Source organism: uncultured Pseudoxanthomonas sp., from assembly GCF_947498795.1.
Taxonomy (GTDB): domain Bacteria; phylum Pseudomonadota; class Gammaproteobacteria; order Xanthomonadales; family Xanthomonadaceae; genus Pseudoxanthomonas_A.
Window position 1 is genome coordinate 99,972 of the sequence record NZ_CANMLQ010000002.1, and the last position, 23,503, is coordinate 123,474.

Sequence of the window (23,503 nt, forward strand, 5' to 3'; positions counted from 1 at the left end):
TCACAGGACACAAGGATAAAGCATTGAACGCCACCGACCTGACGTCCCCCGACCAGAGCCTGGCCCGGCTCGAACGCCTGGAAGCGCTGTCGCTGCGCCTGCTGGAGCGCGCCCGGGCGCACGGTGCCACGCAGGCCGAGGTCAGTTGCAGCGAAGAGACCGGCCTCAACGTCAGCGTGCGCCTGGGCGACGTGGAGACGGTGGAGTCGACCCGCGACCGCGGTATCGGCGTGACCGTGTACTTCGGGCAGCGCAAGGGCAGCGCCAGTACGGCCGACCTGCGCAAGGAAAGCCTGGAAGCGACGGTGGCGCAGGCCTGCGCCATCGCCCGTTATACCGAGGACGACGAGGCAGCCGGGCTGGCCGATGCGGCGCTGATGGCGTCCGATGTCCCCGACCTCGACGTCTGGCATCCGTGGGCGCTGGAGATGGACCACGCGGTCGACCTGGCGATGGCCTGCGAGGCGGCGGGACGCGAGGCCGACGCGCGCATCGAGAATTCCGACGGCGCGTCCGTCGGCAGCGGCGAAAGCCTGTCGGTGTACGCGAATTCGCACGGGTTCGTCGGCAGGGAGCGGGAGACCCAGCACACGATCGGCTGCGCCTTGATCGCAGGACAGGGCGATGGCATGCAGCGCGACGGCTGGTACAGCACGGCGTTGTCGCATCTGGAACTGGACGACCCAACGTCGATCGGGCGCAAGGCAGCACAACGCACGGTCTCCAGGTTGCAGCCGCGGCCGCTGGCGACGGGCGCGTATCCCGTGCTGTTTTCCGCTGAGGTCGCCCGGTCGCTGATCGGCCACCTGCTCGGCGCGGTATCGGGGGGCGCGCTGTACCGGAAAGCCAGCTTCCTGCTCGACCACGTGGGCCAGCGGATCTTCCCGGACTGGTTCGCCATCGAGGAGCTGCCCCTGTTGCCGCATGGGCTGCGCTCGGCGGCATTCGATGCCGAAGGCGTGGCGACGAAGCGTTCGCATCTGATCCGCGACGGCGTGCTGGAGCGCTACGTGCTGGGAAGCTATTCGGCGCGCAAGCTCGGCCTGCAGACCACCGGCAACGCCGGTGGCGTGCACAACCTGCAGGTGCAGGCCAACGCCGGAGGATTCGAGGACCTGCTCGCGGGCATGCGCACGGGACTGCTGGTCACCGAGCTGATGGGGCAGGGGGTGAACGGCGTGACCGGGGATTACTCGCGGGGTGCGGCCGGCTTCTGGGTGGAAGGCGGCACGCTCGCCTACCCGGTCGACGGCATCACCATCGCCGGCAACCTGAAGGCCATCTTCGCCGGCATCGAGGCGGTGGGGCGCGACGTGGATCGTCGCTCGCATGTCGGCATCGGCTCTGTCCTGGTCGGCCGGATGACCGTCGCGGGAGAGTGACGGGGCGCGGCTGCGCGACCCTGGCCGACGGCGCCATCGTTACCCGTTATGCTTGGCGTGCGGAGTGCTGCGGGGGATCGCGGCGCTCGACCGCCCACCACAACACTTTCGGGGAATCATCCAGATGAGCGAATTCGACAACGTCACAGCACCTCCGCCGCCGGCCACGGGCGATGCACCACAGGACCAGCGCACGATGTCGCTGCTGGGGCACCTGCTGGGCATCATCACCGGGCCGATCGGCGCGCTGGTCATCTGGCTGGTGAGCAAGGACGACGCTTCCAAGGGCTTCGTCGTCGACCAGTCCAAGGAAGCGCTGAACTTCCAGATCACCGTGCTGATCGCGTTCGTGATCTCCTGGATCCTGGCCTTCGTGCTGATCGGCCTGCTGCTGATGCCGCTGATCGGCATCGCCAATCTCGTGCTCTGCATCATCGCGGGCATCAAGGCCAACAATGGCGAGTCCTACCGTTATCCGTTCGCGCTGCGCCTGATCAAGTGATCGCACGCCAAGCGTGATGGGAAAGCCCGGCCATGCCGGGCTTTTTTATTGTTAGGTGTCAAGCGGTGGACAGGCACCTAGAATCCCGCGGACCCGGCGCGCGCGTCGCATCAGCGACGCAGCGGGCGCGTGGTTCGTCCGACTCACAACAGGGAATTCGCATGTCCACCTCGAACGTTTCACCGGAAGAACGCTCCGCAGCCCTCATCACCTACCTGCTCACCGCTTTCCTCGGCATCATCGGCGCGGTGATCGGTTGGGCGGTCTTCAAGGACAAGGGACCTTTCGCCAAGGATCAGACCAGCGAGGCGCTGAACTGGGCGATCTCCGTCACCATCGCCTTCGTCCTGCTGTGGATCGTGGTGGTCGTGCTGGCCATGGTGTCGGCCAAGCTGGCGGTGCTGGGAAGCTTGCTGTACATGGCCCTCGGCCTCGCGAGCTTCATCCTGTGCATCATCGCGGCGCTGAAGGCCAAGGACGGGACTGCGTATCGGTTTCCGTTCGGTCTGCGCCTGGTCAAGTAAGCGACCTTCGCGCAGCGAGAAAAAGCCCGGCATCGCCGGGCTTTTTTGTCACTCAATACGAACGATGGATCGCGAGATCGCCGAGTGAACGAAGGGCGTCGCCGCGAGCGTCATACACGGACAACGCCTCGCGCATCCGCGCATCGAGTTCCCTCAGTTTCGCCTTCGCGCCTTCCATGCCGAGCAGCGCCGGATAGGTCGACTTCGCCTGCGCCACGTCCTTGCCGGCGGTTTTGCCCAACTGGTCGGAACTGGCTTCGATGTCGAGGATGTCGTCGCGTACCTGGAACGCGAGGCCCAGCGCATCGGCGAAATCATCCAGCCGCGCCAGCGTGCCGGCGTCGGCGGCGCCAGCCAAGGCTCCCATGCGGACCGCGGCGCGGATCAGCGCCCCCGTCTTCAGCGCATGCATCCGTTGCAGGTCGTCCAGCGGCTGCCGTGTGCCGGTGGCGTCGATGTCCAGCGCCTGGCCTCCGCACATGCCGGCGGCGCCGGAGGCCCGCGCCAGGGTGCCCATCCATGCCACGCGCAGCGCGGCGTCGACGTCGGCGTCCGCCAGTTGTTCGAATGCACGCGTCTGCAGCGCGTCGCCGGCGAGGATGGCGGTGGCCTCGTCGAAGGCGACATGCACGGTGGGTTTGCCGCGGCGCAGGTCGTCGTCGTCCATCGCCGGCAGGTCGTCGTGGACCAGCGAATAGGCGTGGACCAGTTCCACCGCGATCGCGGGCGCATGCAGGGTGACTTCATCCGCCTGCAGCAGCGTGCCGCTGGCATAGACCATCAGTGCGCGCATGCGTTTGCCGCCGCCGAGCACGGCATGGCGCATGGCGGCATGCAGGCGGTGCGGGGCGGCGTCGGACGGCGGCAGTGCGCGGTCCAGGTGGTCTTCCAGCGCTGCGGCCCACGCCGCGAGACGCGGCTCAGCGGCCATCGGGCGCGGGTGCGAAGGGCTCGCCGTTCTCCGGCTGTTCCGGATCGGTCAGCAGGCGCACGCGCAACTCGGCCTGCTCAAGCGCCGCCTGGCACTGCCGGTACAGTCCGACGCCACGCTCATAGGCCGCAAGCGAAGCTTCCAGGCTGAGGTCGCCGTGTTCCATCTTCTCGACCAGTTGCTCGAGCTCATCCAGCGACTGCTCGAAATGGGCGACGGGTGAGGCGTCTGCGGGGGTCTTCTTTGCCATGGGGCAAGTGTGGGGATCGCGTGCGGTCAGGTCAAACCGACCGGTGGGCTCAGCCGCGTCGCCACACCAGGCGGCGGTCGCGGTCGCGCAGCCAGGCGTCGCATCCGGCGGAGAGGACGAGGTCGCCGGCGGCCCAGAGCTCATCGCCCTGCCAGAGCAGCGGCAGTTGGCGCCGCTCCCAGGGCGGGACGCCGCACGACTGCAGTACGTCCTTCAGCGCATGCCGGTGCGCGCGGCCGGGCAGGGCGATGCGCTCGCCACCCCGGCGCGCGGTCAGTCGGAGACGGGGGGCGATGGGCTCCCCCTCACCCTCCAGCGCGAGCGTTCCGCCATCGGGCAGGGTGAGGGGGACATTGCCATCCCACGTTGCCTGCCACGTGCCGGGCAGCGCGGTGCGCAGGCGTTCTGCATGCAGCAGGCCGCGCCAGCGCCTCACCACCGCGCCCTGCCAGGCGAATTCCGCCTGCGCATCGTCGCGCGCGGTCAACAACTGCGCCTCGATCTGCGCCACGCCCTGCGCAGGCAAGGGAGGCAGCGACAGCGTTTCGATCCATCGCCGCAGCGCGCGGGCACGCGCGCGCGCATCCTCCGACCGCAGCGTGGCGACGCGGAGCGCCGCAGGGTCTGCCGTGGCCGCGCGGGCCAGCAGTGCGCGATCCTGTTGCGCCAGCAGGTCTGCGCCCGCCGCGCTCAGCGCGGCGCTGCGCGCAAACGCGGCATCGGTGTGCGGCCAACGCTGCCGCAGCAGGGGCATCACCGTGTGCCGCAGGAAGTTGCGGTCGAATGCCGTGCTTTCGTTGCTGGGATCGTCGATCCACCGCAGCGCGTGGGCGTCGGCGTACGCCTCCAGCAGGGCGCGCGGTGTATCCAGTAGCGGACGCCATTGCCACCCCGGCCCGAATGCGCGCCACGGTCGCATGGCTGCGAGTCCTTCCGGGCCGGACGCGCGAAGGGCGCGCAGCAGGAACGTTTCAGCCTGGTCTTCGCGATGGTGTGCGGTCGCCAGGAGGTCGCCGGGCGACATGGCCGACGCGAAGGCGCCATGCCGTGCACGCCGTGCCGCGGCCTCCGGGCCTTCGCCCCGCGAGGTATCGACGTGCACGCGATGCACCTGCAACGGCACGCCGAGTGCCCGGCACGTCGTTTCGCAATGCGCTGCCCATGCGTCGGCCTGCGGTTGCAGTCCGTGATGGACATGGATCGCCTGCAGTCCTCGCGCGCGCACGTCCGGATCCTGTGCCAGCCGGTGCAGCAACACCGTCGAATCCCGTCCACCACTGAACGCCACCCACACCCGGCCCGCGACCGGCGACGGCGACAGGGCGAGCGAAGGAAGGGCAGGGTGCTGCATGCGTGCATGCTAGCGGCGAAGCGTGCGATGTGCAGCCGGTCACACCGCGATCGACGGCGCGTTGACGGTGCGTGAACCGGCCACGGGCGAGGATGATCGCGTCACCGAAACGAAGGAGAACGCATGACGGCGTCCACGGCCTCATCCCTTGCGGAAACCCGGCGACAGCACGCGCTCGACCGTTACCACGTGCTGGATACCCTGCCTGCCACGGTCTACGACGACCTGGTGACGCTCGCCGCGGCGCTCTGCGGCACGCCCATCGCGGTGGTCTCGCTGATCGACCGGGATCGCCAGTGGTTCAAGGCACGCCTCGGACTGGACGACCACCAGACCACGCGGGATACCGCCGTCTGCGACCATGCGATCCGGCATCCGGAGGACCTGCTGGAGGTGCAGGACCTGAGCGAGGATGCGCGCTTCACCGACTTCCCCATCGTGACCGGCGACATCAAGGCGCGCTTCTATGCCGGCATGCCGCTGGTGACCGGCAACGGTGAGGCGATCGGGACCGTCTGCGTGGTCGACACGCAGCCCCGCCGGCTCAGTGGCCAGCAGAAGGCCTCGTTGCGGTCGCTCGCGCGCGTCACGATAGCGCTGCTGGACGCGCACAGGGCAGAGCACGACGCATCGGCGCTCGCCGCGCTCCAAGCCGGCACGCCCGCGGTGGTCACCGATACGGCGGACGCGCCTGCGTTCACGGTGGCCATCATCGAGCTGCAAGGCATGGCGGACGCCGTGCGGCGGTTGGGGGAACGGGTGCTGGAGCGGAAGCTGGAGGGGCTGGGGACGGATTTCGATGCCTGTGTGCAGCCCGCACGGGGCGATCACGTCGGTCGGGTCACCGGCAGTCCCGAGTACGTCGTGCTGCTCCATGGTGAGCAGGCGGATGCGCGCGTGGATGCGCTTCGCGACGCGGCGCGACGTGCCGGACAGCGCGAGGGACTGTCGATGCTCGTGGGGGTCGCCACCGCCCTGCCGGGCGAGGCCATGCATCTTGCCTACCTTCGTGCGGAAGAAGCCCTCAGTCGGCAGAAGGATGCGGTCTCCGAAAGGCGCGCTGCCTGACCAGCACTGCGCCGCGGGACGGCGCCCGCGTCCACCGTGCGCAGGGTTTCGCAATCCGTGGCGCCGATGCGGCCCGGCGCGGGTGGTGGGCATGCCGCGGATTCACCCGATGCGCGGCGGATCCGCGGTGCGGACGGAGATCTCCGCCCGCCATCGGGCGAGGCCCATGGCCACGCGTGCGGGGCGCGGCGATCTGCGGCATGCTCGCCATCGGTCCCGCCGCTGGGGAAGCATGTCCCGCTTTCGTCGTTCCATCGTCCGCGTGCTGGTGGCGCTGATGATCCTCATCCCGGCGGTGTCGCTGGCGATGTATGCCTTCAATCCGTTCGGTGCGCGCTCGCTCGATCCGCGGCAGCGCGTCCTGGGGCACGGCCTGTACCGTGTGCCTTCGTCCAGCATGCTGCCCGGCATCGTGCCCGGCCAGGTGCTGGTGACGCGTGCCGGCTACTACACCCGCCATCGTCCGCAGCGCGGTGACGTGGTGACGTTGTTCGTGCCCGAACACGCGGGCCAGGTGTGGCTGCAGCGCGTCGTCGGGCTGCCCGGCGAATGGGTCGGGATCGTCGACGGCAAGGTGCACATCAATGGTGTTGCGCTGGATGAGCCGTACGTCGCGGCGCAGAACGTGCGCACGGGCTACGCCCTCGCGTTCGCGCCGGTCAGGGTGCCCCAGGGGCACTACTTCATGATGGGCGACAATCGCGACAACAGCGTGGACAGCCGGATGCAACCCATGACCCGGCGCGAGGACATCACGGGCAAGGTCGTGGGGCTGTTCTGACGCGATCTAGGCGTGCGGCAACGTGGCCAGCTCCCGTTTCGCCACCTCGATCCAGTCCCGCTGCTCGCGCTGGTAGTAGCGCGGCGCGGCGTCGGAGCGGTCGAGGATCTCCTGGAACACGCTGCGTGCGCGGGCATGCTCGCCCTGGCGCTTGAGCAGCAGGCCGAAACGCGCCCGCGCCTCCTCGCCCGGATAGCCCTGCACCACGGCCTCGTACTCGTGGATCGCGGCGGCGGCATCGGCGGTGTCTTCCACGGTGCGCGCGTACAGCAGATGGCCGTCGACGGAACGGAAGCCGGGATTGGCCGCGATCAGGGCATCCAGCGTGGCACGCGCCTTCGCCGACTCGCCCAGGCCGAACTGCGCCTTCGCCAGTCCCAGCATGAGGTCGGGATCGCTGGCGTACAGGCCCTTGAGCGCCTGTTCGTACAGTTCGGCGGCCTGTGCGTAGTCGCCGCTGCGCAGGCTTTCGTCGGCCAGCCGGCGACGGTTCTCCGGCGTGTCTGCCGCCTTGAGCAGCCTGGCGGCGTCGCGGCGGTCGCGCTCGGGGTCGATGCGGTTGCGCACGTTGCGCACGGTGCGGCGGGCGGACGGGCTGTGGCGCAGGTCGGGCAGGATCTCGGCGATGAAATAGATGATGGCCGACAGGAACGGGAAGACCAGCAGGATGAAGACCCAGTAGAGGGGGCGACCGGTGCGCACCACGTGCACGCAGCACGCGATCTGCACGGCATAGGTCAGCAGCAGGAGTGGGCTCATGCGGTAATGGAAGTGGCGGCGGAGCGCCAAGCATCGGCCATCCGCGTGACCGGCGCCAGCGCAGGGCGCCGGTCGGGCGCGTGCGCCCCGCGCCATGATGTGCGGCGCCGGTCACAGCAGTGCGGGCGAACGCTCTGCGACGATGCCGCGTCCGACCATCGGATGGCGCGCGCCCGTTTCGGGGAATGAGGCGAGCGTGCCGCCGACGTTCCCCACGCGTCCCCTGGAGTCGGTACCCGATGCCTTTGCCCGTGTTCGTCCGGCGCCGCCGCGCGCCGGTGTTTTCCGTGTTGGCCGTCATGGCGCTGACCGCCTGCTCCGCACCGTCCGACGACACGGACGACGCGCCGTTCTGGAGTCGCGCGCGCGTCGCGTCGGCCTCCCCGGCGGGGATGGCCGGTGGCACGGCCACGACGGCGTCCGCCGAAGCGCAGGCCGCTCCGCCGCAGAACATCAATATCGACCCGGTCCCGTCCGGCCGCTATCGCATCGTGAGCGTGGCGAGCGGTCTGTGCATCGAGGTCCGGGAGGGGAGTGCCGCCAACGGCACCCCGCTGGTGCAATCGGTCTGCGATGCCACGCTGCACCGGCAATTCTTCGATATCGCCGAGACGACGACAGGGCAGTACCGACTGCGCAACCTGGCCACACAGAAGTCCGCCGACATTCCCGCAGGATCGGGCGCCGACCACGTCACCGTGCAGCAGTGGGAGGACAACGGCAGCGGCGCGCAGCGGTTCCGCCTGCAGCGGATCGACACCAGCGACCGGTACCGCGTCGTCAACGTCAACAGCGGAAAGTGCCTGGGCATCACCGCCGCGTCCACCGCGGCGGGCGCCGTACTCGAGCAGCTCACGTGCGCGGCGGTGCCGGCACAGCAGTTCCACCTGGGCGCGGGCGAGCCCGAAGCGGTGCGGCAGAACGGGTCGCAGCCGCTGTTGCCGCCGCCGCGGCCGGTGCCGCCTTCGGCCACCTACCAGCCGCTGCTCTGGCCCGACGATGCCGCACCTGTGCACTTCACGCAGGACGATGGCACGCTGGTGACGCATGTCGGCGGGCGCGTGCGCGATCGGCATGCGCGCGAACCCATCGTCGACGACAGCTACCAAGTGTTCCCGCCGCAGTATTTCGAACGGCGCACGCACGAGATCGTGATCCACGACGATGCGGTGCCCGGCACGTCGGGCGAGCAGCGCATCCTGACCGTCGTGGTCAGGCCGCAGCACTACTGGTACGGCACCAATTTCCGGCACGGCTACATCGGCCGGCGCAGCGAGGATCCGCTGGCGCCTACCTCGGTCGCCCTGTACGCGGACAACGGCGGCATGAAGCTGCTGCCTGGCGGCGTGGTCGGGCAGACGCCGATCACCGGCTACGCGCAGCTCGGGCAGGACCCCGGCAGCAACTACACGCCGCCGGCCGGCACGCCGGGCAACGCCTTCGTGCTGGTCAAGGAGATCCGCACCGCCGCCAACGAATCGCACCGGCCGCTGCGCAAGGGCGACCTGGTGGAGTTCGAGCTGGGCATCTTCCTGGCCGGCAACCCCGACCTCATCGGGCGCTTCAACTACTACGCCGAAGCGCTGGTCTACCGAGCGGGATCGCACGGCATCGTGTCCTGGTTCCGCGGGCCCGGCTACGGCGTGCAGCGTCCGCTGGACTCGCTGGCCATGCCGGGCGAAGCACTCAGTGCCGGTCCGTGGATGACGCTGCACGAGGACACATCCAGCGAGCCGTTCCGCATGCTGCAGCAGGCGTCGCACAACATCGCCGGCTACAACATGCAGTCGTGGGCCGAAGGACGCCGGCTGATCCATACCTCGTTCGCCAGCGGTCGCCATTCCGAGGAGAGCAACACCGTCTTCGCTGCGCATGCCGGCAAGGCGGCGCCGCGCTTCTCGCAGACGCGCTGCGTCGACTGCCACACCGGCAACGGCCGCAGTTCGCCCGTGGTCGGTGCGCCGCTGAACCGCCTGGGCGTGTTCGTCGGGGTGGCGGGTGCGGGCACGCAGGCGCCGGATGCACGCTTCGGCTTGCGCCTGCAGCAGGGCACCTATCGCGAAGCCGGCGCCAACCTCGACGGGCGCGAAGCCGAACTGGTGCTCACCGGGTACACCGAGCTTCCGGGCCGCTATGCCGATGGCAGCGGTTATGTGCTGCGACGCCCGACCTATGCGCTGCGCGACCGTGCCGGTCAGCCGCTGGCGATGCCGACGGCGCTGTCGGTACGCGTGGCGCCCTCGCTGATCGGCCTGGGTCTGCTGGAAGCCGTCCCCGAGCAGCAACTGGAGCGCCTGGCGCTGGCGCAGCCGGGTGATTCCGATGGGGTCGCCGGGCGGCTGCAGGTGGTGGCCGATGCGCGCGATGCAGGACTCAGCCGCGTCGGACGGTTCGGTTGGAAAGCGGGCACGGCGACGCTGGAACAGCAGGCATCGCTCGCGTTCAACACCGACATGGGCGTCACGTCACCGCTGATGCCATCGCTGGAATGCGCACGCGTCAGCCAGGGCACGGCGTGTGCACAGGTCGACAACGGCAGCGCAACACTGACGGCGGCCGACATCCACCAGACCACGCTCTACCTGAGTCTGTTGGGCGTGCCGCCGCGACGCGACTTCGACAATCCGCTGGAACAGGACGCCCAGGCGCGCGCCCGGCAGCTGCGCGTGAAACGCGGTGCGCAGCTCTTCGACACCGCGCGATGCAGCACCTGCCACGTCCCGGAACTGCGCACGGGCCACCACCGGTTCGTCGAACTGCGTTACCAGACCATCCGGCCGTACACCGACCTGCTCCTGCACGACATGGGGCCGGACCTGGCCGACACCTACGTCGAAGGCCGCGCCACCGCCCGAGAGTGGCGGACCGCGCCGCTGTGGGGCCTCGGCCTTGCGTCCAGCATCGATCCGAACGTGCGCTACCTGCACGACGGTCGCGCCGCCACGCTGGAGGAGGCCGTGCTGTGGCATGGCGGACAGGGGACGGCGGCGAAGCAGCGGTTCGAGGCGATGAGCGCCGAGGACAGGCGTGCGCTGGTGGATTTCCTCAGGTCGTTGTGACCCCGCGCTGTCCTGCCGGCGATCAGCGCCGGCCGGGACAGTCCTGCTTCGACAGTCGCGCCAATGCGCGTGCCAGCGCGGTATCGGCTTCGAATCCGTCGGCCTTGGCCGCGAGGTGGCGAAAACGGTTGGCGAAGCGTTCCGGACGACATGCGGGGTCGTAATACGACGGACCTTTCATTAGCGCGATGAGGAGCAGTTCCTCTTCGGGCACCAGGTCCCGCAGGGGCCGTCCATACCAGACCTTCGCCGCCTGCTCGATGCCCGTCGCGTTGCGGCCGAACCCGCTCTCCGCCAACACCGTGTCGACCATCCGTCCGATGCTCCAGGTGCGACTGACGTGAATCGTGGCCGCCAGGTGGCTGAGGTGCCAGTGCGTAGCGGCCGACTGACCTGCATCTCGTCGTATCACCAGAGCACGGCCTGCACGGCCGAGCAGTCGCAGCTGGTGACCGAGGGGTTCGCGTTGCCGGCCCGAGTAGTGCCAGAGCCAGTAGCCCCGGATGCTGACGGGGTTGAGGCGTGGCACGTCTTCGATGTCCCCTGCTTCAACGTCCAGATAAAGCGCGCGCAACGCCGGCGTAGCGCGGTAGCGATTCGGATCGAGGTCGTCGGGAAGTCCGGAAGCGCCGTAGGCATGCAGACCGAAGCACAACCCCGTGACGAGTGTCGCAACTGCCAGCAGGATCCCGAGGGTGGCTCTGAGCCAGGCCATCCCCCGTGCGGACTCAGGCCGCTTCGTACGCGCCGTAGCCGCGCAGGCGCTCGTAGCGCTTCTGCAGCAACTGCTCGACCGGCAACTGGTCCAGTGCGTCCAGTTCGTTGAGCAGCACGGCCTTCAGGCGCACGGCCATCTGGCGCGGGTTGCGGTGCGCGCCGCCGATGGGTTCGCGCACGACCTTGTCGACCAGACCGAGGCCATGCAGGCGCTTGGCGGTCAGGCCGAGTTGTTCGGCGGCGTCCTTGGCCTTGGCGGCGTCTTTCCACAGGATCGACGCGCAGCCTTCCGGCGAGATCACCGAATAGGTGCCGTATTCCAGCATCAGCGTGCGGTCGCCGACGCCGATGGCCAGCGCGCCGCCGCTACCGCCTTCGCCGATCACCGTGCAGATGATCGGAATCTTCAGTTCGGCCATTTCCAGCAGGTTGCGGGCGATGGCTTCCGATTGCCCGCGCTCTTCCGCGCCCACGCCCGGGTACGCGCCCGGGGTATCGATGAAGGTCAGCAGCGGCAGCTTGAAGCGCTCGGCCATCTTCATCAGGCGCAGCGCCTTGCGATAACCCTCGGGACGCGGCATGCCGAAGTTGCGCGCGATCTTGCTCTTGGTGTCGCGCCCCTTCTGGTGGCCGATGATCATCACGCTGCGGCCGTCGATGCGGCCCAGGCCGCCGACGATGGCGGAGTCGTCCGCGAACGCGCGGTCGCCGGCCAGTTCCTGGAACTCGTCGCAGAAGACCTTGATGTAGTCCAGCGTGTAAGGGCGCGCCGGATGGCGCGCCAGCTGCGATACCTGCCACGGCGACAGGTCGCGGAAGATCTGTGCCGTGCGCACGCGCAGCTTGTCCTGCAACGCATGGACCTCGGCATCGACATTCACCGCCGGGCCCGTGCTGGCGGCGCGCAGGTCCTGGATCTTGGCTTCCAGATCGGCGATGGGCTGTTCGAAATCGAGGTAGTTCGGGTTCATCTGCGGGCCATGGGCCGGAAAGGGGGAAAGTGTAGCCGAAGCGCTCCAGCGGTCACGTACGGGGGGGTAGGGCCGCCATCGCGCACGCGCAGCGCGTCAGTTCGCCCAAGGACGGCTGAAAGCGGGCTTGGCCGCGCGCACGCCCGGCATCGCGCGCAGGGCATCGAGCAGTTCGGCATCCACGCGCACGGCCTTCTGGCCGTTGAGATCCAGCATGCCGGCGATGGCGGCGCCGTTGGTCGCCATCAGCAGGTCCAGGCGCAGGGGCGTGCCGCCCGGGCGGTGGCGCGACAGCAGCGCATCGACGCGCTCCCACAGGCCGGGCACGCGCAGGTCCAGCCGCAACTGCAGGCGCTGCGCGTGCTGCTGGCAGAGTTGAGCGTAGTCCCACACCTGTCGGATGCGCAGGCTGTAGCCACCACTGAACTCGTCCTCGCGCAGTCCACCCTTGATGACCAGCACGCGATCGCGCGTCATCAGCGCGCCGAACTCCGCCAGCGCATCGGAAAACGCACTGCATTCGATGCGGCCACGACCGTCTTCCAGCTGCACGAAGACCTGGCTGTCGCCCTTGCGGCGGATGCCCACCACCTGGCCCGCGACGATGGCATTCACTTCGGGACGCCAACCCTTCTTGTCGCCGCCGGACGAACTGGACCAGATGCGGTCCAGCTCGCTGAGGTCGTTGCCGACCAGCGAGCGAAGGTCGTCGCGATACGGGTCCATCGGGTGGCCACTGAGATAGTGGCCCAGGGTCTCGCGTTCGCCGTGCAGCACCTGCATCAGCGGCCATTCGTCCGTGACCGGCAGCTCCACGTGGATGTCGTCGCCGCCGCTGCTGGAACCGAACATGTCGACGATGCCGGCATTGCGGTTCTTGCTGATCTGGTCGATGGCCTTCAGCACCTCCGGCAGCTGCAGCGCGAGCGAGGCGCGGTTGCGACCCAGCGCGTCGAGCGCGCCGGCATTGATCAGCGCTTCCAGCGCGCGCTTGTTGAGCCTGGAGGAATCGACGCGCTTGCAGAAATCGAACAGGTCGCGGAAGTCCCCGCCGTCCTTGCGCGCCTCGACGATGCTCTCGCACACACCCTGGCCGACGCCCTTCACCGCGCCCAGCCCGTAGCGGATGGTATTGGCGTCGGTCGCGACGAACATGAAGTCCGAATGGTTCACGTCCGGCGGCAGCACGTTCAGGCCCAGGCCGCGCGCTTCATCGAGGAAGCCGACGACTTTCTCGGTCTTGTCCATGTCCGACGACAGCGTGGCGGCCATGAACTCGGACGGGTAGTGCTTCTTCAGCCACGCCGTCTGGTAGGCGACCAGCGAATACGCGGCGGCATGCGACTTGTTGAAGCCGTAGCCGGCGAACTTCTCCATCAGGTCGAAGATTTCATCGGCCTTGCGCTCTTCCACGCCGCCCTTGGCGGCGCCCTCGCGGAAGATCTCGCGGTGCTTGGCCATTTCGGCCGGCACCTTCTTGCCCATCGCACGCCGCAGCAGGTCGGCGCCACCCAGCGAATAGCCGCCGACGATCTGCGCCATCTGCATGACCTGCTCCTGGTAGACCATGATGCCGTAGGTCTCTTCCAGCATGGTCCGCGTGCGCGGGTCGGGATACTCGAATTCCTCGCGGCCGTGCTTGCGCTCGACGAACGACGGGATCATGTCCATCGGGCCGGGCCGGTACAGCGCATTCAGCGCGATCAGGTCCTCGAAGCGGTCCGGCTTGGCTTCCTTCAGGGCCCGCCGCATGCCGGTGGATTCGAACTGGAACACCGAGCCGGTGTTGCCGTTGGCGAACACGTCGCGGTAGACGCTGGCGTCGTCGAGCGGGATGGTGGTGATGTCGACCGGCGGCACGCCCGCGCGGGCATGCCGTTCGTTGATCGCCTTCACCGCCCAGTCGATGATGGTCAGCGTGCGCAGGCCGAGGAAGTCGAACTTCACCAGGCCGACGGCTTCCACGTCGTCCTTGTCGAACTGGGTGACGGGATTCTTGCCGCGACCGCCTTCGTCGTGTTCGGCGAAGAGCGGGCAGAAGTCCGACAGCGGCGACGGCGCGATCACCACGCCGCCGGCGTGCTTGCCGGCATTGCGCGTCAGGTCTTCCAGCTGGCGCGCGAGGTCGATCAGGTCGCGGACGTCGTCCTCGTCGCGGTAGCGGTCGATCAACTCCTGCGACGCGGCTTCGCTGCTGCCTTCGCCCATCGCATCCTTCAGCGACACGCCCAGGATGTTCGGGATCAGCTTGGCGACACCGTCGACCAGCCCGTACGGGAAGCCGAGCACGCGGCCGGCGTCGCGCACCACGGCCTTCGCCGCCATCGTGCCGTAGGTGATGATCTGGCTGACCCGGTCGCGGCCGTACTTTCGCGCGACGTAGTCGATCACCTCGTCGCGCCGGTCCATGCAGAAGTCGATGTCGAAGTCGGGCATCGACACGCGTTCCGGGTTGAGGAAGCGCTCGAACAGCAGCCCGTACGGCAGCGGGTCCAGGTCGGTGATCTGCAGCGCCCACGCCACCAGCGAGCCGGCACCGGAACCGCGACCCGGTCCGATCGGGATCCCGTGGTTCTTTCCCCACTGGATGAAGTCGGCCACGATCAGGAAGTAGCCGGGAAAGCCCATCTTGCAGATGGTGTCCAGCTCGAAGTCCAGCCGCCGCTCGTAGTCCTCGCGCGTATGGCCGGGCGCGAGCGGATTCTTCTCCAGCCGCGCCTTCAGTCCGTCGTGCGACTGGCTGCGGATCCAGCTGTCGAGCGTTTCGTTGTCCGGCACCGGATACGCAGGAAGGAAGTACGTGCCCAGCCGCATCTCGATGTTGCAGCGCTGCGCCAGCGCCAGCGTGTTGTCGATCGCGTCGGGGACATCGGCGAACAGTGCGGCCATCTGGTCGGCAGACTTCATGTACTGCTCGGCACTGTATTCGCGCGGCCGCTTGGGATCGTCCAGCACGCGGCCGGAGGCGATGCACACGCGTGCTTCGTGCGCGTCGAAATCATCCGGCGACAGGAACCGCACATCGTTGCTGGCGATGACCGGCAGGCTGCGCGCACCGGCGGCGTGCAGTGCGAACGCATTGAACGCCTCTTCGCCGTCGCGCTGCGTCCGCGTCAGTTCCAGGTGCAGGTCGTCGCCAAAGGCGCGCTGCCAGTCGGCCAAGTGCTGTTCCGCCAGATCATGGCGACCAGTCAGCGCGAGGCGTCCCGCGAGGCTCTGGCGACCCATGATCGCGAACAGGCCCTGGTGGTCGTGGCGCAGCCAATCGGGATCGATGGCGACGCCATCGGTGCGATGACCTTCCATCCATGCGCGCGACAGCAGGCGCGACAGCGACAGGTAACCCTCCCGGTCGCGGCACAGCAGCGTCACCGGCCACGGCGCGTCGTTGCCGTCTGCCACCAGCAGGTCGGCGCCGGCGATGGGCTTGATGCCCACGCCCTCGGCGGCCTTGTAGAACTTCACCAGCGCGAACAGGTTGTTGCGGTCGGTCACCGCCAGTGCCGGCATGCCCAGTTCCACCGCCCGGCTCAGCAGGTTGGCCTGCTTGGCCTTCTTCGGGTCGGCATGATCCGGTTTCTCGGGCACCCGGATGATCGAATCCGCAAGCGAGAACTCGGTGTGCAGGTGGAGGTGGACGAAACGGGAAGACATGCCGACTCGGGGTACTGTCGGGGCAGCGTACCGGCGGGGGTAGGGTGGGGCAAGGCTTGACATTCCGGGTGCGCGGAACGGGCCGGCGGAGACGAAAAAAAGCCGCCCGGGGAAGGCGGCTCAGGGGAAAACCCGAGGGGTCGGGTGGGGTGGGCGCCGCTGCGTGGGCGACGCCGGAGTGTCAGTGGATCCGGAACATCGGCACCGGTTCCGGGACATAGCTGCTGAAGCGGACGTGGCGCAGGTGGGATTCCAGCGCGGCTTCGGCGGTGCGCGCGGCTTCCCAGTCGGCACGGGTGTAATGCAGCGCGTCGGGTGCGCACCCCTGCAGTTGCGCTTCGAGGCTGCGCAGGCGGCGGAAATCCAGATAGCGCGCGGTTTCGTCGGCGACCAGTAGCCAGGTGGCTTCGTCCAGCGGATGGGCGTCCGCGTTCCGCAGCAGCGCCGCTGCGTGCTGCAGCCGGGCGCGAAGAATCGGGGACTGCGTCCAGTCGCGGTCCGCCAGCAGGCTGCGCAGCAACTGCACGCGTGCATCTTCGACGGGATGGGGCGGGACGGACGCGACGGGAATCGGATTGGGCAGGCTCATGGCGCACCTCATGGGGGAAGAGGCTCCTGCGCAGGGAGTGCAGGATGCAGGGCCATGGTGCCGGCGCGTGGGCACGGACGCGCCTGCAGGAAGCCACCGTGACGATGGACACCGTGCCGGTGGTCATGCGCGGGGGTCCGCGCGTCAGCGCCGGTTGAAGGCCTCGCGCACGGGCGCGAAGCTGCGCCGGTGGTGGACGCAGGGTCCGTGCTGCGTCAATGCGGAGAGATGCGCGGGCGTGGGATACCCCTTGTGCACATCGAAGCCGTACTGCGGGAAGGTGGCGTGCAATTGCACCATCAGCCGGTCGCGCGAGACCTTCGCCAGGATCGATGCCGCCATGATCGCCGGCTCGATGGCATCGCCGCCCACCAGCGTCTCGGCCATGCAGCCCAGTCCCTTCGGCGCGCGGTTGCCATCGATGCGGACCAGCTCCGGCAGCGGCTGCAGCGCCGCGATGGCACGGCGCATGCCTTCCAGCGTGGCCTGCAGGATGTTGAGCCGGTCGATCTCGTCGGGCTCGACGAAGACGACCCGCCAAGCGAGCGCGTGCTCCTGGATCAGCGGGAACAGCGCCTCGCGCCTGGCTTCGCTGAGTTGCTTGGAATCGTTCAGGCCTTCGATGGGGCGCGACGCGTCGAGGATCACGGCTGCAACCGCCACGGGCCCCGCGAGGGGTCCCCGACCTGCTTCGTCCACACCGGCAACCAGACGGACGACAGGATCCGGGAACAGTGACGCCGAGGTCATCGTGGAATGCTCCTTGTAGGAGCGACGTCAGCCGCGACCGCGTAAACGATATCCACGCGGATGTTCCCCAGGGCAAGAGAGGGTGCGGAGAGGCCCTGTCCGTCGGGCGATGCGGAGGCAGCGGAAATCATGGTGGCCGGTCGCGACTTACATCGCTCCTGCTGGGGAACCGATCAACTCCGCCACCGCCTCGGCGGCACTCGCTGACGCGTCCTGGCGCAACTGAGCGTGCAACCGCTGGTAGACAGGCTGAAGGCCGGCGACGGCCTCCGGTTCGAGGAACCAGTGGAGGACGGCGGAGGACAACGCTTCCGGCGTGCAGTCGTCCTGCATCAGCTCCGGCGCGATGTCCTCGCCTGCCAGCACGTTCGGCAGGGCGTAGCGCTCGACCTTCAGCAGGCCCAGTCCCTTGACGATGCGGTAGGTCAACGGTGCGATCCTATAGCCGACCACCATCGGCCGCTTGCAGAGCATGGCTTCCAGTGTCGCAGTGCCCGAAGCGAGCAGGACGACATCGCTGGCGATCATCGCCTCGCGTGCACGGCCGTCGAGCAGGCGCCATGCCGTGTCGACGCCCTGCGCGGCGAGCTGTGTTTCCAGGGCCCGGCGGCAGGCGGCGTTGGCGGCCGGTACCACGATCTGCAGGCCGGGCATCTGGCTGGCGACGCGGCGTGCCGCCTCGAAAAAGTCCGGCGCCAGGCGACCGATTTCGCCAAGGCGGCTACCGGGCAGCACGGCGAGGACCGGGGCATCGAGTGGCAGGCAGAGCGCAGCACGTGCTGCCGCACGATCGGGGTGCAGGGGAATGTCGTCCGCCATCGGATGACCGACGAAGCGCGCATCGATGCCATGTCGGGCGTAGATCGGCGGTTCCATCGGGAACAGGCAGAGCACCCGATCCGCGCTGAGGCCGATCTTCTCGGCGCGCTTCTCGCGCCACGCCCACACCGAAGGACTGACGTAGTGCACGGTGCGCACGCCGCGCATCTTCAACCAGCGCTCGATGCCCAGGTTGAAGTCGGGCGCGTCGATGCCGACGTAGGCGTCGGGTTTCCAGTCCAGCACGCGTTGACGGAACGCCCTGCGCAATCTCAGCAGGCGGGGAAGATGGCGCAGGACCTCGGCCAGGCCCATCACGGCGAGTTCGTCCGCGTCCCACCAAGTGTCGGCGCCGGCGGCGCGCATCGCGTCGCCCCCGATGCCGGCGAATTCGGCGTGCGGGAAACGCTGTTTCAACGCGGCGATCAGTCCGGCCCCGAGGCCGTCGCCGGATGCTTCGCCCGCGCACAGCGCGATGCGGAGCGGCCGGGCCGCGGGTGTCGCGTCCATCAGCGCTGCAACGGCCGTTCGCCGCTGTCGATGAAGTGCAGCAGCGCCTTGACGTCTTCGCTGGCCTGCGCCTGTTCGGCGAGCTGTTGCTTGGCTTCCGCCAGGGGCAGGCCGGCGACGTACAGCGTGCGGTAGGCGCGCTTGATGGCGGCGATGCGTTCGGCATCGAAGCCACGCCGCTTGAGGCCTTCGCTATTGATGCCGCGCGGACGCCCTGCCGCGTCGCCGGCCACCATCGTGAACGGGGGCACGTCGCCGCTGAGCAGCACGCCCATGCCGATGAACGCGTGGGCGCCGACGCGGCAGAACTGGTGCACGCCGGCGAAGCCGCTCATGATCACCCAGTCCTCGATCGTGACGTGGCCGGCCAGCGTCGAGTTGTTGGAGAACACGCAATGGTTGCCGACGATGCAGTCGTGCGCCACGTGCGTATAGGCGAGCAGCATGTTGTCGCTGCCGACACGGGTGATGCCGCCGCCGGTGCCGGTCCCGCGGTTCACGGTGACGAATTCGCGCACCTGGTTGCGATCGCCGATGACGAGTTCCACCCGCTCGCCCTTGAACTTCTTGTCCTGCGGGTCGCCCCCGATCGCGGCATGGCCGACGAAATGGTTGTCGCGGCCGATCCGCGTCGGCCCGGTGACGGAGCAATGCGTGCCGATCACCGTGCCGTCGCCGATCTCGACCTCGGGACCGACGTAGGCGAACGGACCGATGCGCACGCCTTCACCCAGCATCGCGCCGGGATCGATGACCGCGCTGGGATGGATGGCGGTGGGGGCGCTCATCTCAGCGGGTGTCCTCGGCGCACAGTACGTCGGCGCAGGCGACCTGTTCGCCGTTGACCGACGCCACGCCGGTGTAGAAGGCCATGTTGCGGATCAGCCGCTTGAGCGTGACGTCCAGGTCCAGCCGGTCGCCGGGCACCACCATGCGGGTGAAGCGCGCGTTTTCCACCTTCACCATGTAGAACATCCGTCCTGCAGTGTCGCCCTGGTGCGAAAGCTGCGTCAGCAGGCCGCCGGCCTGCGCCAGTGCCTCGATGATCAGCACGCCGGGCATGATCGGGCGGTCCGGGAAATGGCCGGTGAAGAAGGGCTCGTTCTGGGTGACGTTCTTGTACGCCAGCACGCGCTTGTCCTTCTCGAACTCCACCACGCGGTCGACCAGCAGGAACGGGTAGCGGTGCGGCAGCAGTTGGCGGATGGTGGCCGAGTCGACGGGCAGTTGCAGGTCCAGGGTCATCAGGTTTCCTTGTCGGCCGCCAGCACGCGTCGTGCCAAGGCGTCCAGTTGCTTGAAGCGCGCGGCGTTCTTGCGCCAGGTACGGTTGTCGGTGAGCGGCGTGCCGCTCGAGTATTCGCCGGGTTCGGTGATCGAGCTGGTCACCAGCGACATCGCGGTGACCACCACGCGGTCGCAGATCTCGAGGTGGCCGAGCACGCCTGCCGCCCCGCCGATCAGGCAATAGCGGCCGATGCGTGCGCTGCCGGCGGCGGCACTGCACCCGGCCATCGCCGTGTGCGCACCGATGCGGACGTTGTGGCCGATCTGGATCTGGTTGTCGAGGCGGACGTCTTCCTCCAGCACGGTATCGTCCAGCGCGCCGCGGTCGATGGTGGTGTTCGCCCCGATTTCGCAATCGTCCCCGATCACCACGCCGCCCAGCTGCGGCACCTTGATCCAGTGCCCGCTGTCCATCGCCAGGCCGAAGCCGTCGGCGCCGATCACGGCGCCGGGATGGACCAGGACGCGCTGGCCCAGGCGCACGCGCGTGACCAGGGTGACGCGCGCGACCAGTTCACATCCTTCGCCGACCACGCAGTCGTCGCCGACGATGCAGCCCGGGCCCAGCACGCTGCCTTCGCCGAGCGTGCTGCGTGCGCCCACCACGACGAAGGGGCCGACGTGCGCGCCCGGCGCGATCCGCGCGCTGGGATCGACCACCGCGCTCGGGTGGATGCCGGGTGCGCGGGCGGGCTTGTGTTCGAACAGCGCCGCCATCTTCGCGAACGCGGTGTAGGGATCCTTGGCGACGAGCACGGTGCCGGCCGCATCGGTGGCGTCCTCGGCACGCAGCACCACCAGGCTGGCCCGGCTGTCCGCCAGCTGCGCGCGATAGCGGCTGTTGGCGAGGAACGCCAGCTGGCCCGGCTCGGCACGCGCCAGTGTCGCCACGCCCTCGATGGGCAGACCGGCGTCGCCGCGCAGCTCCAGTCCGAAGCGGGCGGCCAGGTCGCCGGAAGTGAAGGAGGGCAGGGTCATAGGGCGCGTAGTTTAGCCCCACCGCCCTGGAACCGCTCCACCGGGGCGTATGGTGGAAACGAAGACGGGGAGCTTGCGCCCCCCGTCGGGTCGTCATGCCGGACCGGACGCCCGCGTTAGAACGCGCCGCCGAAGGTGAACTGCAACCGCTCGAGCTCGTCGCCCTCTTCCTTCTTGATCGGGAAGGCGTAGCTGATCGAGATGGGACCGACCGGCGCGCGCCACAGCAGCGAGATGCCCGTGGAGGCGCGCAACTGGCCGGCGTCGAAGTTGTCCACGCCGTCGAACACGTTGCCGAAGTCGAAGAACGCCGCGATACGCGCCGCGTTGGAATCGAACAGCTTCGGGAAGATCAGTTCCACCGAGCCGGTGGTCTTCAGCGAGCCGCCCAGCGGCTGGCCGCGATAGCCCGAGATGACCTCCGAGCGCGGACCCAGCGTGTTGTCGCGGAAACCGCGCACCGAGCGCGTACCGCCGGCATAGAAGTTCTCGAAGAACGGCAGGCCGGTTGCCACCAGGGTGCGGTCCAGGGTGCCGCCATCCGCACACGTGCCATCCGCGGCCGGCGGCGTGGTGGTGCCCTGGCCTGGGATCTGCGGATCCGAGCCGTTCGCGCGGCAGATGTACCGGTAGATGTCGGAGCCGTAGCTGTCGCCGTAGCCGATCTCGGCACGCGTGTTCAGCACCAGCGCCGGGCTGATCGACCAGTACTTGGAGAACTCGTAGTTGAGCTTGTAGTACTCGACCGTGGAACCCGGTAGCGCGATTTCCGCCGACACGCGCTGGTAGGTGCCGCCCGTCGGCATGAAGTAGTCGTTGCGCGTGTCGCGCGCCCAGCCCAGCTCCGTGCGCCAGGCATGGAAGGTGCGCTGGCCGACGGCGTTGATGTAGTCGATGATCGAAGACGGCGTGGATCCGCCGAAGGTCAGGATTTCATTGCTGTCGACGCCGAACAGCAGCGAGACGGTGTCGTTCTCGGTGATGGGCAGGCCCAGAACACCCTGCGCCGCGGCGCTGGTGGTGGAGTACTGCGCGGTGTTGAAGTCCGAGTAGTCGAACTCGCGCCACCACAGGTTGTAGCCCAGCGACATGCCTTCGTCGGTGAAGAACGGGTTGGTGTACGAGAACGAATAGCGCTGCAGGTAATCGCTGCGCTGCGCTTCCACCGACACGCGGTTGCCGCCGCCGAGGAAGTTGTTCTGCGACAGCTGGATGGAGGTGGTCAGGCCGGACAGCTGCGAATAACCCAGGCCGAACACGAAGCTGCCGGACGTGGTTTCCTTGACGTTGAAGACCACGTCGACCTGGTCGGACGTTCCCGGCACCGGGGTGGTCTCGACATCGACCGTCTCGAAATAGCCCAGGCGGCGCAGGCGCACGCGCGAGCGGTCGACGGCCACCTGCGAGAACCAGCTGCCTTCGAACTGGCGCATCTCGCGGCGTAGCACTTCGTCGGACGTGCGCGTATTGCCCTTGAAGAGGATGCGGCGCACGTTGACGCGCGGACCCGGCACGACCTGCAGGTTGATGGCGACGGTGCGGTTTTCGCGATCGATGGTCGGGATCGGCGTGACCTGCGCGAAGGCGTGGCCGATGTTGCCCAGCGTCGAGGTGATCGAATCGGACGTCATTTCCAGCAGGATGCGCGAGAACGTCTGTTCCGGCTTCACGATCACCAGCTTCTCGATCTCTTCCTTCGGCAGCACCGTGTCGCCGGTGACCTTCACGTCGGAGATCTTGTACTGCTCGCCTTCGGTGATGCCGGCGGTGATGAACATGTCGCGCTTGTCGGGACTGATCGACACCTGGGTGGAGTCGATATTGAAGTCCACGTAGCCGCGGTCCAGGTACCAGGAATTCAGGCGCTCCATGTCGCCGGACAGCTTTTCCTTGGAATACTGGTCGTCGCGGCGATACCAGGACAGCCAGCTCGACTCCTTGGATTCCCAGTTCTCCAGCAGGTCTTCGGTCTCGAACTTCTCCGCGCCCACGACGTTGACGTGCTTGATCTTGGCCGCCTTGCCTTCCTTGACCGCGATGGTGACGTCCACGCGGTTCCGGTCCAGCGGGCTCACGGTCGGCGTGATGTCGACGTTGTACTTGCCGCGGTTGTTGTACTGGCGCACCAGTTCCTGCGTCACCCGGTCCAGGCTCAGGCGGTCGAAGGTTTCGCCCTCGGACAGGCCGATGTCCTTCAGGCCGGTCATCAGGTCTTCCGTCTTGATGTCCTTGTTGCCGGTCAGCGTCAGCTTGTTGATGGCGGGGCGCTCGGTGACCGTCACCACCAGGATGTCGCCCTGGCGTTCGAGCTTGACGTCTTCGAAGAAGCCGGTCTTGTAGAGCGCACGGATCGACTCGGCCACGCTGGCGGAGGTGACGACGTCGCCACGCTCGATGGGCAGGTAGGTCAGCGCGGTGCCGGTCGAGATGCGCTGCAGGCCATCGATGCGGATATCGGTCGCGGTGAACGATGCGCCGCTCGACGGCGCGGCGGCCACGGGCGCGGCAGCGGGTTCCGTCGTCTGGGCCAGTGCCGGCATGGCGATGGCCGAAGCCAGGGCGAGGGCAAGCAGGCGGCGGGAAGGCAGTCGCGTCATCGTTACATCCGGTTGGGGTGGTTCC

The 23,503-nt window shown here is 68.3% G+C and carries 20 protein-coding genes; 6 read left to right on the forward strand and 14 right to left on the reverse strand.

Features of this window, described 5'->3' with window-relative positions; translation table 11 throughout:
• Nucleotides 1–23: 23 nt before the first annotated feature.
• The 3 genes from pmbA (at nucleotide 24) to Q0907_RS06720 (ending at nucleotide 2,408) form a co-directional block, all read left to right on the forward strand.
• Nucleotides 24–1,382, forward strand: a complete 1,359-nt coding sequence (gene pmbA / locus Q0907_RS06710) for a metalloprotease PmbA (protein WP_299342771.1) — start codon at nucleotides 24–26, stop codon at nucleotides 1,380–1,382.
• Nucleotides 1,383–1,506: 124 nt separating this feature from the next.
• Complete coding sequence (locus Q0907_RS06715) at nucleotides 1,507–1,884, forward strand: DUF4870 domain-containing protein (protein WP_296280339.1); 378 nt, start codon at nucleotides 1,507–1,509, stop codon at nucleotides 1,882–1,884.
• Between the two features lie 161 nt (nucleotides 1,885–2,045).
• A complete protein-coding gene (locus Q0907_RS06720) occupies nucleotides 2,046–2,408 on the forward strand; it encodes a DUF4870 domain-containing protein (RefSeq protein WP_299342773.1) in 363 nt (120 codons plus the stop codon).
• A gap of 52 nt (nucleotides 2,409–2,460) precedes the next feature.
• Here Q0907_RS06720 and Q0907_RS06725 read toward each other — a convergent pair whose 3' ends face one another.
• The 3 genes from Q0907_RS06725 to tilS are packed head-to-tail and all read right to left on the reverse strand — an operon-like array spanning nucleotide 2,461 to nucleotide 4,940.
• A complete protein-coding gene (locus Q0907_RS06725) occupies nucleotides 2,461–3,339 on the reverse strand; it encodes a farnesyl diphosphate synthase (protein ID WP_299342775.1) in 879 nt (292 codons plus the stop codon).
• The gene (locus Q0907_RS06730) at nucleotides 3,329–3,589 is read right to left on the reverse strand and encodes an exodeoxyribonuclease VII small subunit (protein ID WP_299342776.1); all 261 of its coding nucleotides are present in this window, start codon (nucleotides 3,587–3,589) and stop codon (nucleotides 3,329–3,331) included. The genes Q0907_RS06725 and Q0907_RS06730 overlap by 11 nt, the downstream gene beginning before the upstream one ends.
• A gap of 49 nt (nucleotides 3,590–3,638) precedes the next feature.
• Nucleotides 3,639–4,940 carry a tRNA lysidine(34) synthetase TilS gene (gene tilS, locus Q0907_RS06735; RefSeq protein ID WP_299342778.1) on the reverse strand — a complete coding sequence of 434 codons (1,302 nt, stop codon included), beginning with the start codon at nucleotides 4,938–4,940 and terminating at the stop codon, nucleotides 3,639–3,641.
• A gap of 123 nt (nucleotides 4,941–5,063) precedes the next feature.
• Here tilS and Q0907_RS06740 point away from each other — a divergent pair, with 123 nt between their 5' ends.
• A complete protein-coding gene (locus Q0907_RS06740; RefSeq protein WP_299342779.1) occupies nucleotides 5,064–6,008 on the forward strand; it encodes a GAF domain-containing protein in 945 nt (314 codons plus the stop codon).
• Between the two features lie 232 nt (nucleotides 6,009–6,240).
• A complete protein-coding gene (lepB, locus tag Q0907_RS06745; RefSeq protein ID WP_296280349.1) occupies nucleotides 6,241–6,789 on the forward strand; it encodes a signal peptidase I in 549 nt (182 codons plus the stop codon).
• A 6-nt stretch (nucleotides 6,790–6,795) separates the two neighbouring features.
• Here lepB and Q0907_RS06750 read toward each other — a convergent pair whose 3' ends face one another.
• The gene (locus Q0907_RS06750) at nucleotides 6,796–7,548 is read right to left on the reverse strand and encodes a tetratricopeptide repeat protein (protein WP_296280350.1); all 753 of its coding nucleotides are present in this window, start codon (nucleotides 7,546–7,548) and stop codon (nucleotides 6,796–6,798) included.
• A gap of 239 nt (nucleotides 7,549–7,787) precedes the next feature.
• On the opposite strand from Q0907_RS06750, the gene Q0907_RS06755 reads away from it, so the two are divergent.
• A complete protein-coding gene (locus Q0907_RS06755) occupies nucleotides 7,788–10,607 on the forward strand; it encodes a di-heme oxidoredictase family protein (protein ID WP_299342782.1) in 2,820 nt (939 codons plus the stop codon).
• 22 nt (nucleotides 10,608–10,629) lie between these two features.
• Here the strand turns inward: Q0907_RS06755 and Q0907_RS06760 are convergent, their stop codons facing one another.
• The 10 genes from Q0907_RS06760 to bamA all read right to left on the reverse strand — a co-directional run bounded on the left by Q0907_RS06760 (nucleotide 10,630) and on the right by bamA (nucleotide 23,478).
• The gene (locus Q0907_RS06760) at nucleotides 10,630–11,322 is read right to left on the reverse strand and encodes a transglycosylase domain-containing protein (protein WP_299342783.1); all 693 of its coding nucleotides are present in this window, start codon (nucleotides 11,320–11,322) and stop codon (nucleotides 10,630–10,632) included.
• A gap of 13 nt (nucleotides 11,323–11,335) precedes the next feature.
• The gene (locus Q0907_RS06765; protein WP_299342785.1) at nucleotides 11,336–12,295 is read right to left on the reverse strand and encodes an acetyl-CoA carboxylase carboxyltransferase subunit alpha; all 960 of its coding nucleotides are present in this window, start codon (nucleotides 12,293–12,295) and stop codon (nucleotides 11,336–11,338) included.
• 96 nt (nucleotides 12,296–12,391) lie between these two features.
• Nucleotides 12,392–15,949 (reverse strand): DNA polymerase III subunit alpha, encoded by a 3,558-nt coding sequence (gene dnaE / locus Q0907_RS06770; RefSeq protein ID WP_299342787.1) that lies wholly within the window; start codon nucleotides 15,947–15,949, stop codon nucleotides 12,392–12,394.
• Between the two features lie 181 nt (nucleotides 15,950–16,130).
• The gene (locus Q0907_RS06775) at nucleotides 16,131–16,538 is read right to left on the reverse strand and encodes a hypothetical protein (RefSeq protein WP_299342789.1); all 408 of its coding nucleotides are present in this window, start codon (nucleotides 16,536–16,538) and stop codon (nucleotides 16,131–16,133) included.
• A gap of 144 nt (nucleotides 16,539–16,682) precedes the next feature.
• Nucleotides 16,683–17,288: a ribonuclease HII gene (gene rnhB, locus Q0907_RS06780; RefSeq protein ID WP_299342790.1), complete on the reverse strand. Its 606-nt coding sequence runs from the start codon at nucleotides 17,286–17,288 to the stop codon at nucleotides 16,683–16,685.
• A gap of 147 nt (nucleotides 17,289–17,435) precedes the next feature.
• The gene (gene lpxB / locus Q0907_RS06785) at nucleotides 17,436–18,617 is read right to left on the reverse strand and encodes a lipid-A-disaccharide synthase (protein WP_299342792.1); all 1,182 of its coding nucleotides are present in this window, start codon (nucleotides 18,615–18,617) and stop codon (nucleotides 17,436–17,438) included.
• On the reverse strand, nucleotides 18,617–19,405 hold the full coding sequence (gene lpxA, locus Q0907_RS06790) for an acyl-ACP--UDP-N-acetylglucosamine O-acyltransferase (RefSeq protein WP_299342794.1): 789 nt from the start codon (nucleotides 19,403–19,405) through the stop codon (nucleotides 18,617–18,619). Before lpxA ends, lpxB begins: the two co-directional genes overlap by 1 nt.
• Before the next feature lies 1 nt (nucleotide 19,406).
• Nucleotides 19,407–19,862 (reverse strand): 3-hydroxyacyl-ACP dehydratase FabZ, encoded by a 456-nt coding sequence (gene fabZ / locus Q0907_RS06795; RefSeq protein WP_296280365.1) that lies wholly within the window; start codon nucleotides 19,860–19,862, stop codon nucleotides 19,407–19,409.
• Nucleotides 19,862–20,881 (reverse strand): UDP-3-O-(3-hydroxymyristoyl)glucosamine N-acyltransferase, encoded by a 1,020-nt coding sequence (gene lpxD / locus Q0907_RS06800; RefSeq protein WP_299342796.1) that lies wholly within the window; start codon nucleotides 20,879–20,881, stop codon nucleotides 19,862–19,864. Before lpxD ends, fabZ begins: the two co-directional genes overlap by 1 nt.
• A 116-nt stretch (nucleotides 20,882–20,997) precedes the next feature.
• Entirely contained in the window at nucleotides 20,998–23,478 is a 2,481-nt protein-coding gene (bamA, locus tag Q0907_RS06805) for an outer membrane protein assembly factor BamA (protein WP_299342798.1), read from the reverse strand.
• Nucleotides 23,479–23,503: the final 25 nt, after the last annotated feature.

Excerpts from the sequence above, each read along its gene's own strand:
- Q0907_RS06715 (WP_296280339.1), top strand. The coding sequence starts at position 1,507 with ATGAGCGAATTCGACAACGTCACAGCACCTCCGCCGCCGGCCACGGGC.
- Q0907_RS06720 (WP_299342773.1), top strand. The coding sequence starts at position 2,046 with ATGTCCACCTCGAACGTTTCACCGGAAGAACGCTCCGCAGCCCTCATC.
- Q0907_RS06725 (WP_299342775.1), bottom strand. The coding sequence starts at position 3,339 with ATGGCCGCTGAGCCGCGTCTCGCGGCGTGGGCCGCAGCGCTGGAAGAC.
- Q0907_RS06730 (WP_299342776.1), bottom strand. The coding sequence starts at position 3,589 with ATGGCAAAGAAGACCCCCGCAGACGCCTCACCCGTCGCCCATTTCGAG.
- tilS (WP_299342778.1), bottom strand. The coding sequence starts at position 4,940 with ATGCAGCACCCTGCCCTTCCTTCGCTCGCCCTGTCGCCGTCGCCGGTC.
- Q0907_RS06740 (WP_299342779.1), top strand. The coding sequence starts at position 5,064 with ATGACGGCGTCCACGGCCTCATCCCTTGCGGAAACCCGGCGACAGCAC.
- lepB (WP_296280349.1), top strand. The coding sequence starts at position 6,241 with ATGTCCCGCTTTCGTCGTTCCATCGTCCGCGTGCTGGTGGCGCTGATG.
- Q0907_RS06750 (WP_296280350.1), bottom strand. The coding sequence starts at position 7,548 with ATGAGCCCACTCCTGCTGCTGACCTATGCCGTGCAGATCGCGTGCTGC.
- Q0907_RS06755 (WP_299342782.1), top strand. The coding sequence starts at position 7,788 with ATGCCTTTGCCCGTGTTCGTCCGGCGCCGCCGCGCGCCGGTGTTTTCC.
- Q0907_RS06760 (WP_299342783.1), bottom strand. The coding sequence starts at position 11,322 with ATGGCCTGGCTCAGAGCCACCCTCGGGATCCTGCTGGCAGTTGCGACA.
- Q0907_RS06765 (WP_299342785.1), bottom strand. The coding sequence starts at position 12,295 with ATGAACCCGAACTACCTCGATTTCGAACAGCCCATCGCCGATCTGGAA.
- dnaE (WP_299342787.1), bottom strand. The coding sequence starts at position 15,949 with ATGTCTTCCCGTTTCGTCCACCTCCACCTGCACACCGAGTTCTCGCTT.
- Q0907_RS06775 (WP_299342789.1), bottom strand. The coding sequence starts at position 16,538 with ATGAGCCTGCCCAATCCGATTCCCGTCGCGTCCGTCCCGCCCCATCCC.
- rnhB (WP_299342790.1), bottom strand. The coding sequence starts at position 17,288 with ATGACCTCGGCGTCACTGTTCCCGGATCCTGTCGTCCGTCTGGTTGCC.
- lpxB (WP_299342792.1), bottom strand. The coding sequence starts at position 18,617 with ATGGACGCGACACCCGCGGCCCGGCCGCTCCGCATCGCGCTGTGCGCG.
- lpxA (WP_299342794.1), bottom strand. The coding sequence starts at position 19,405 with ATGAGCGCCCCCACCGCCATCCATCCCAGCGCGGTCATCGATCCCGGC.
- fabZ (WP_296280365.1), bottom strand. The coding sequence starts at position 19,862 with ATGACCCTGGACCTGCAACTGCCCGTCGACTCGGCCACCATCCGCCAA.
- lpxD (WP_299342796.1), bottom strand. The coding sequence starts at position 20,881 with ATGACCCTGCCCTCCTTCACTTCCGGCGACCTGGCCGCCCGCTTCGGA.
- bamA (WP_299342798.1), bottom strand. The coding sequence starts at position 23,478 with ATGACGCGACTGCCTTCCCGCCGCCTGCTTGCCCTCGCCCTGGCTTCG.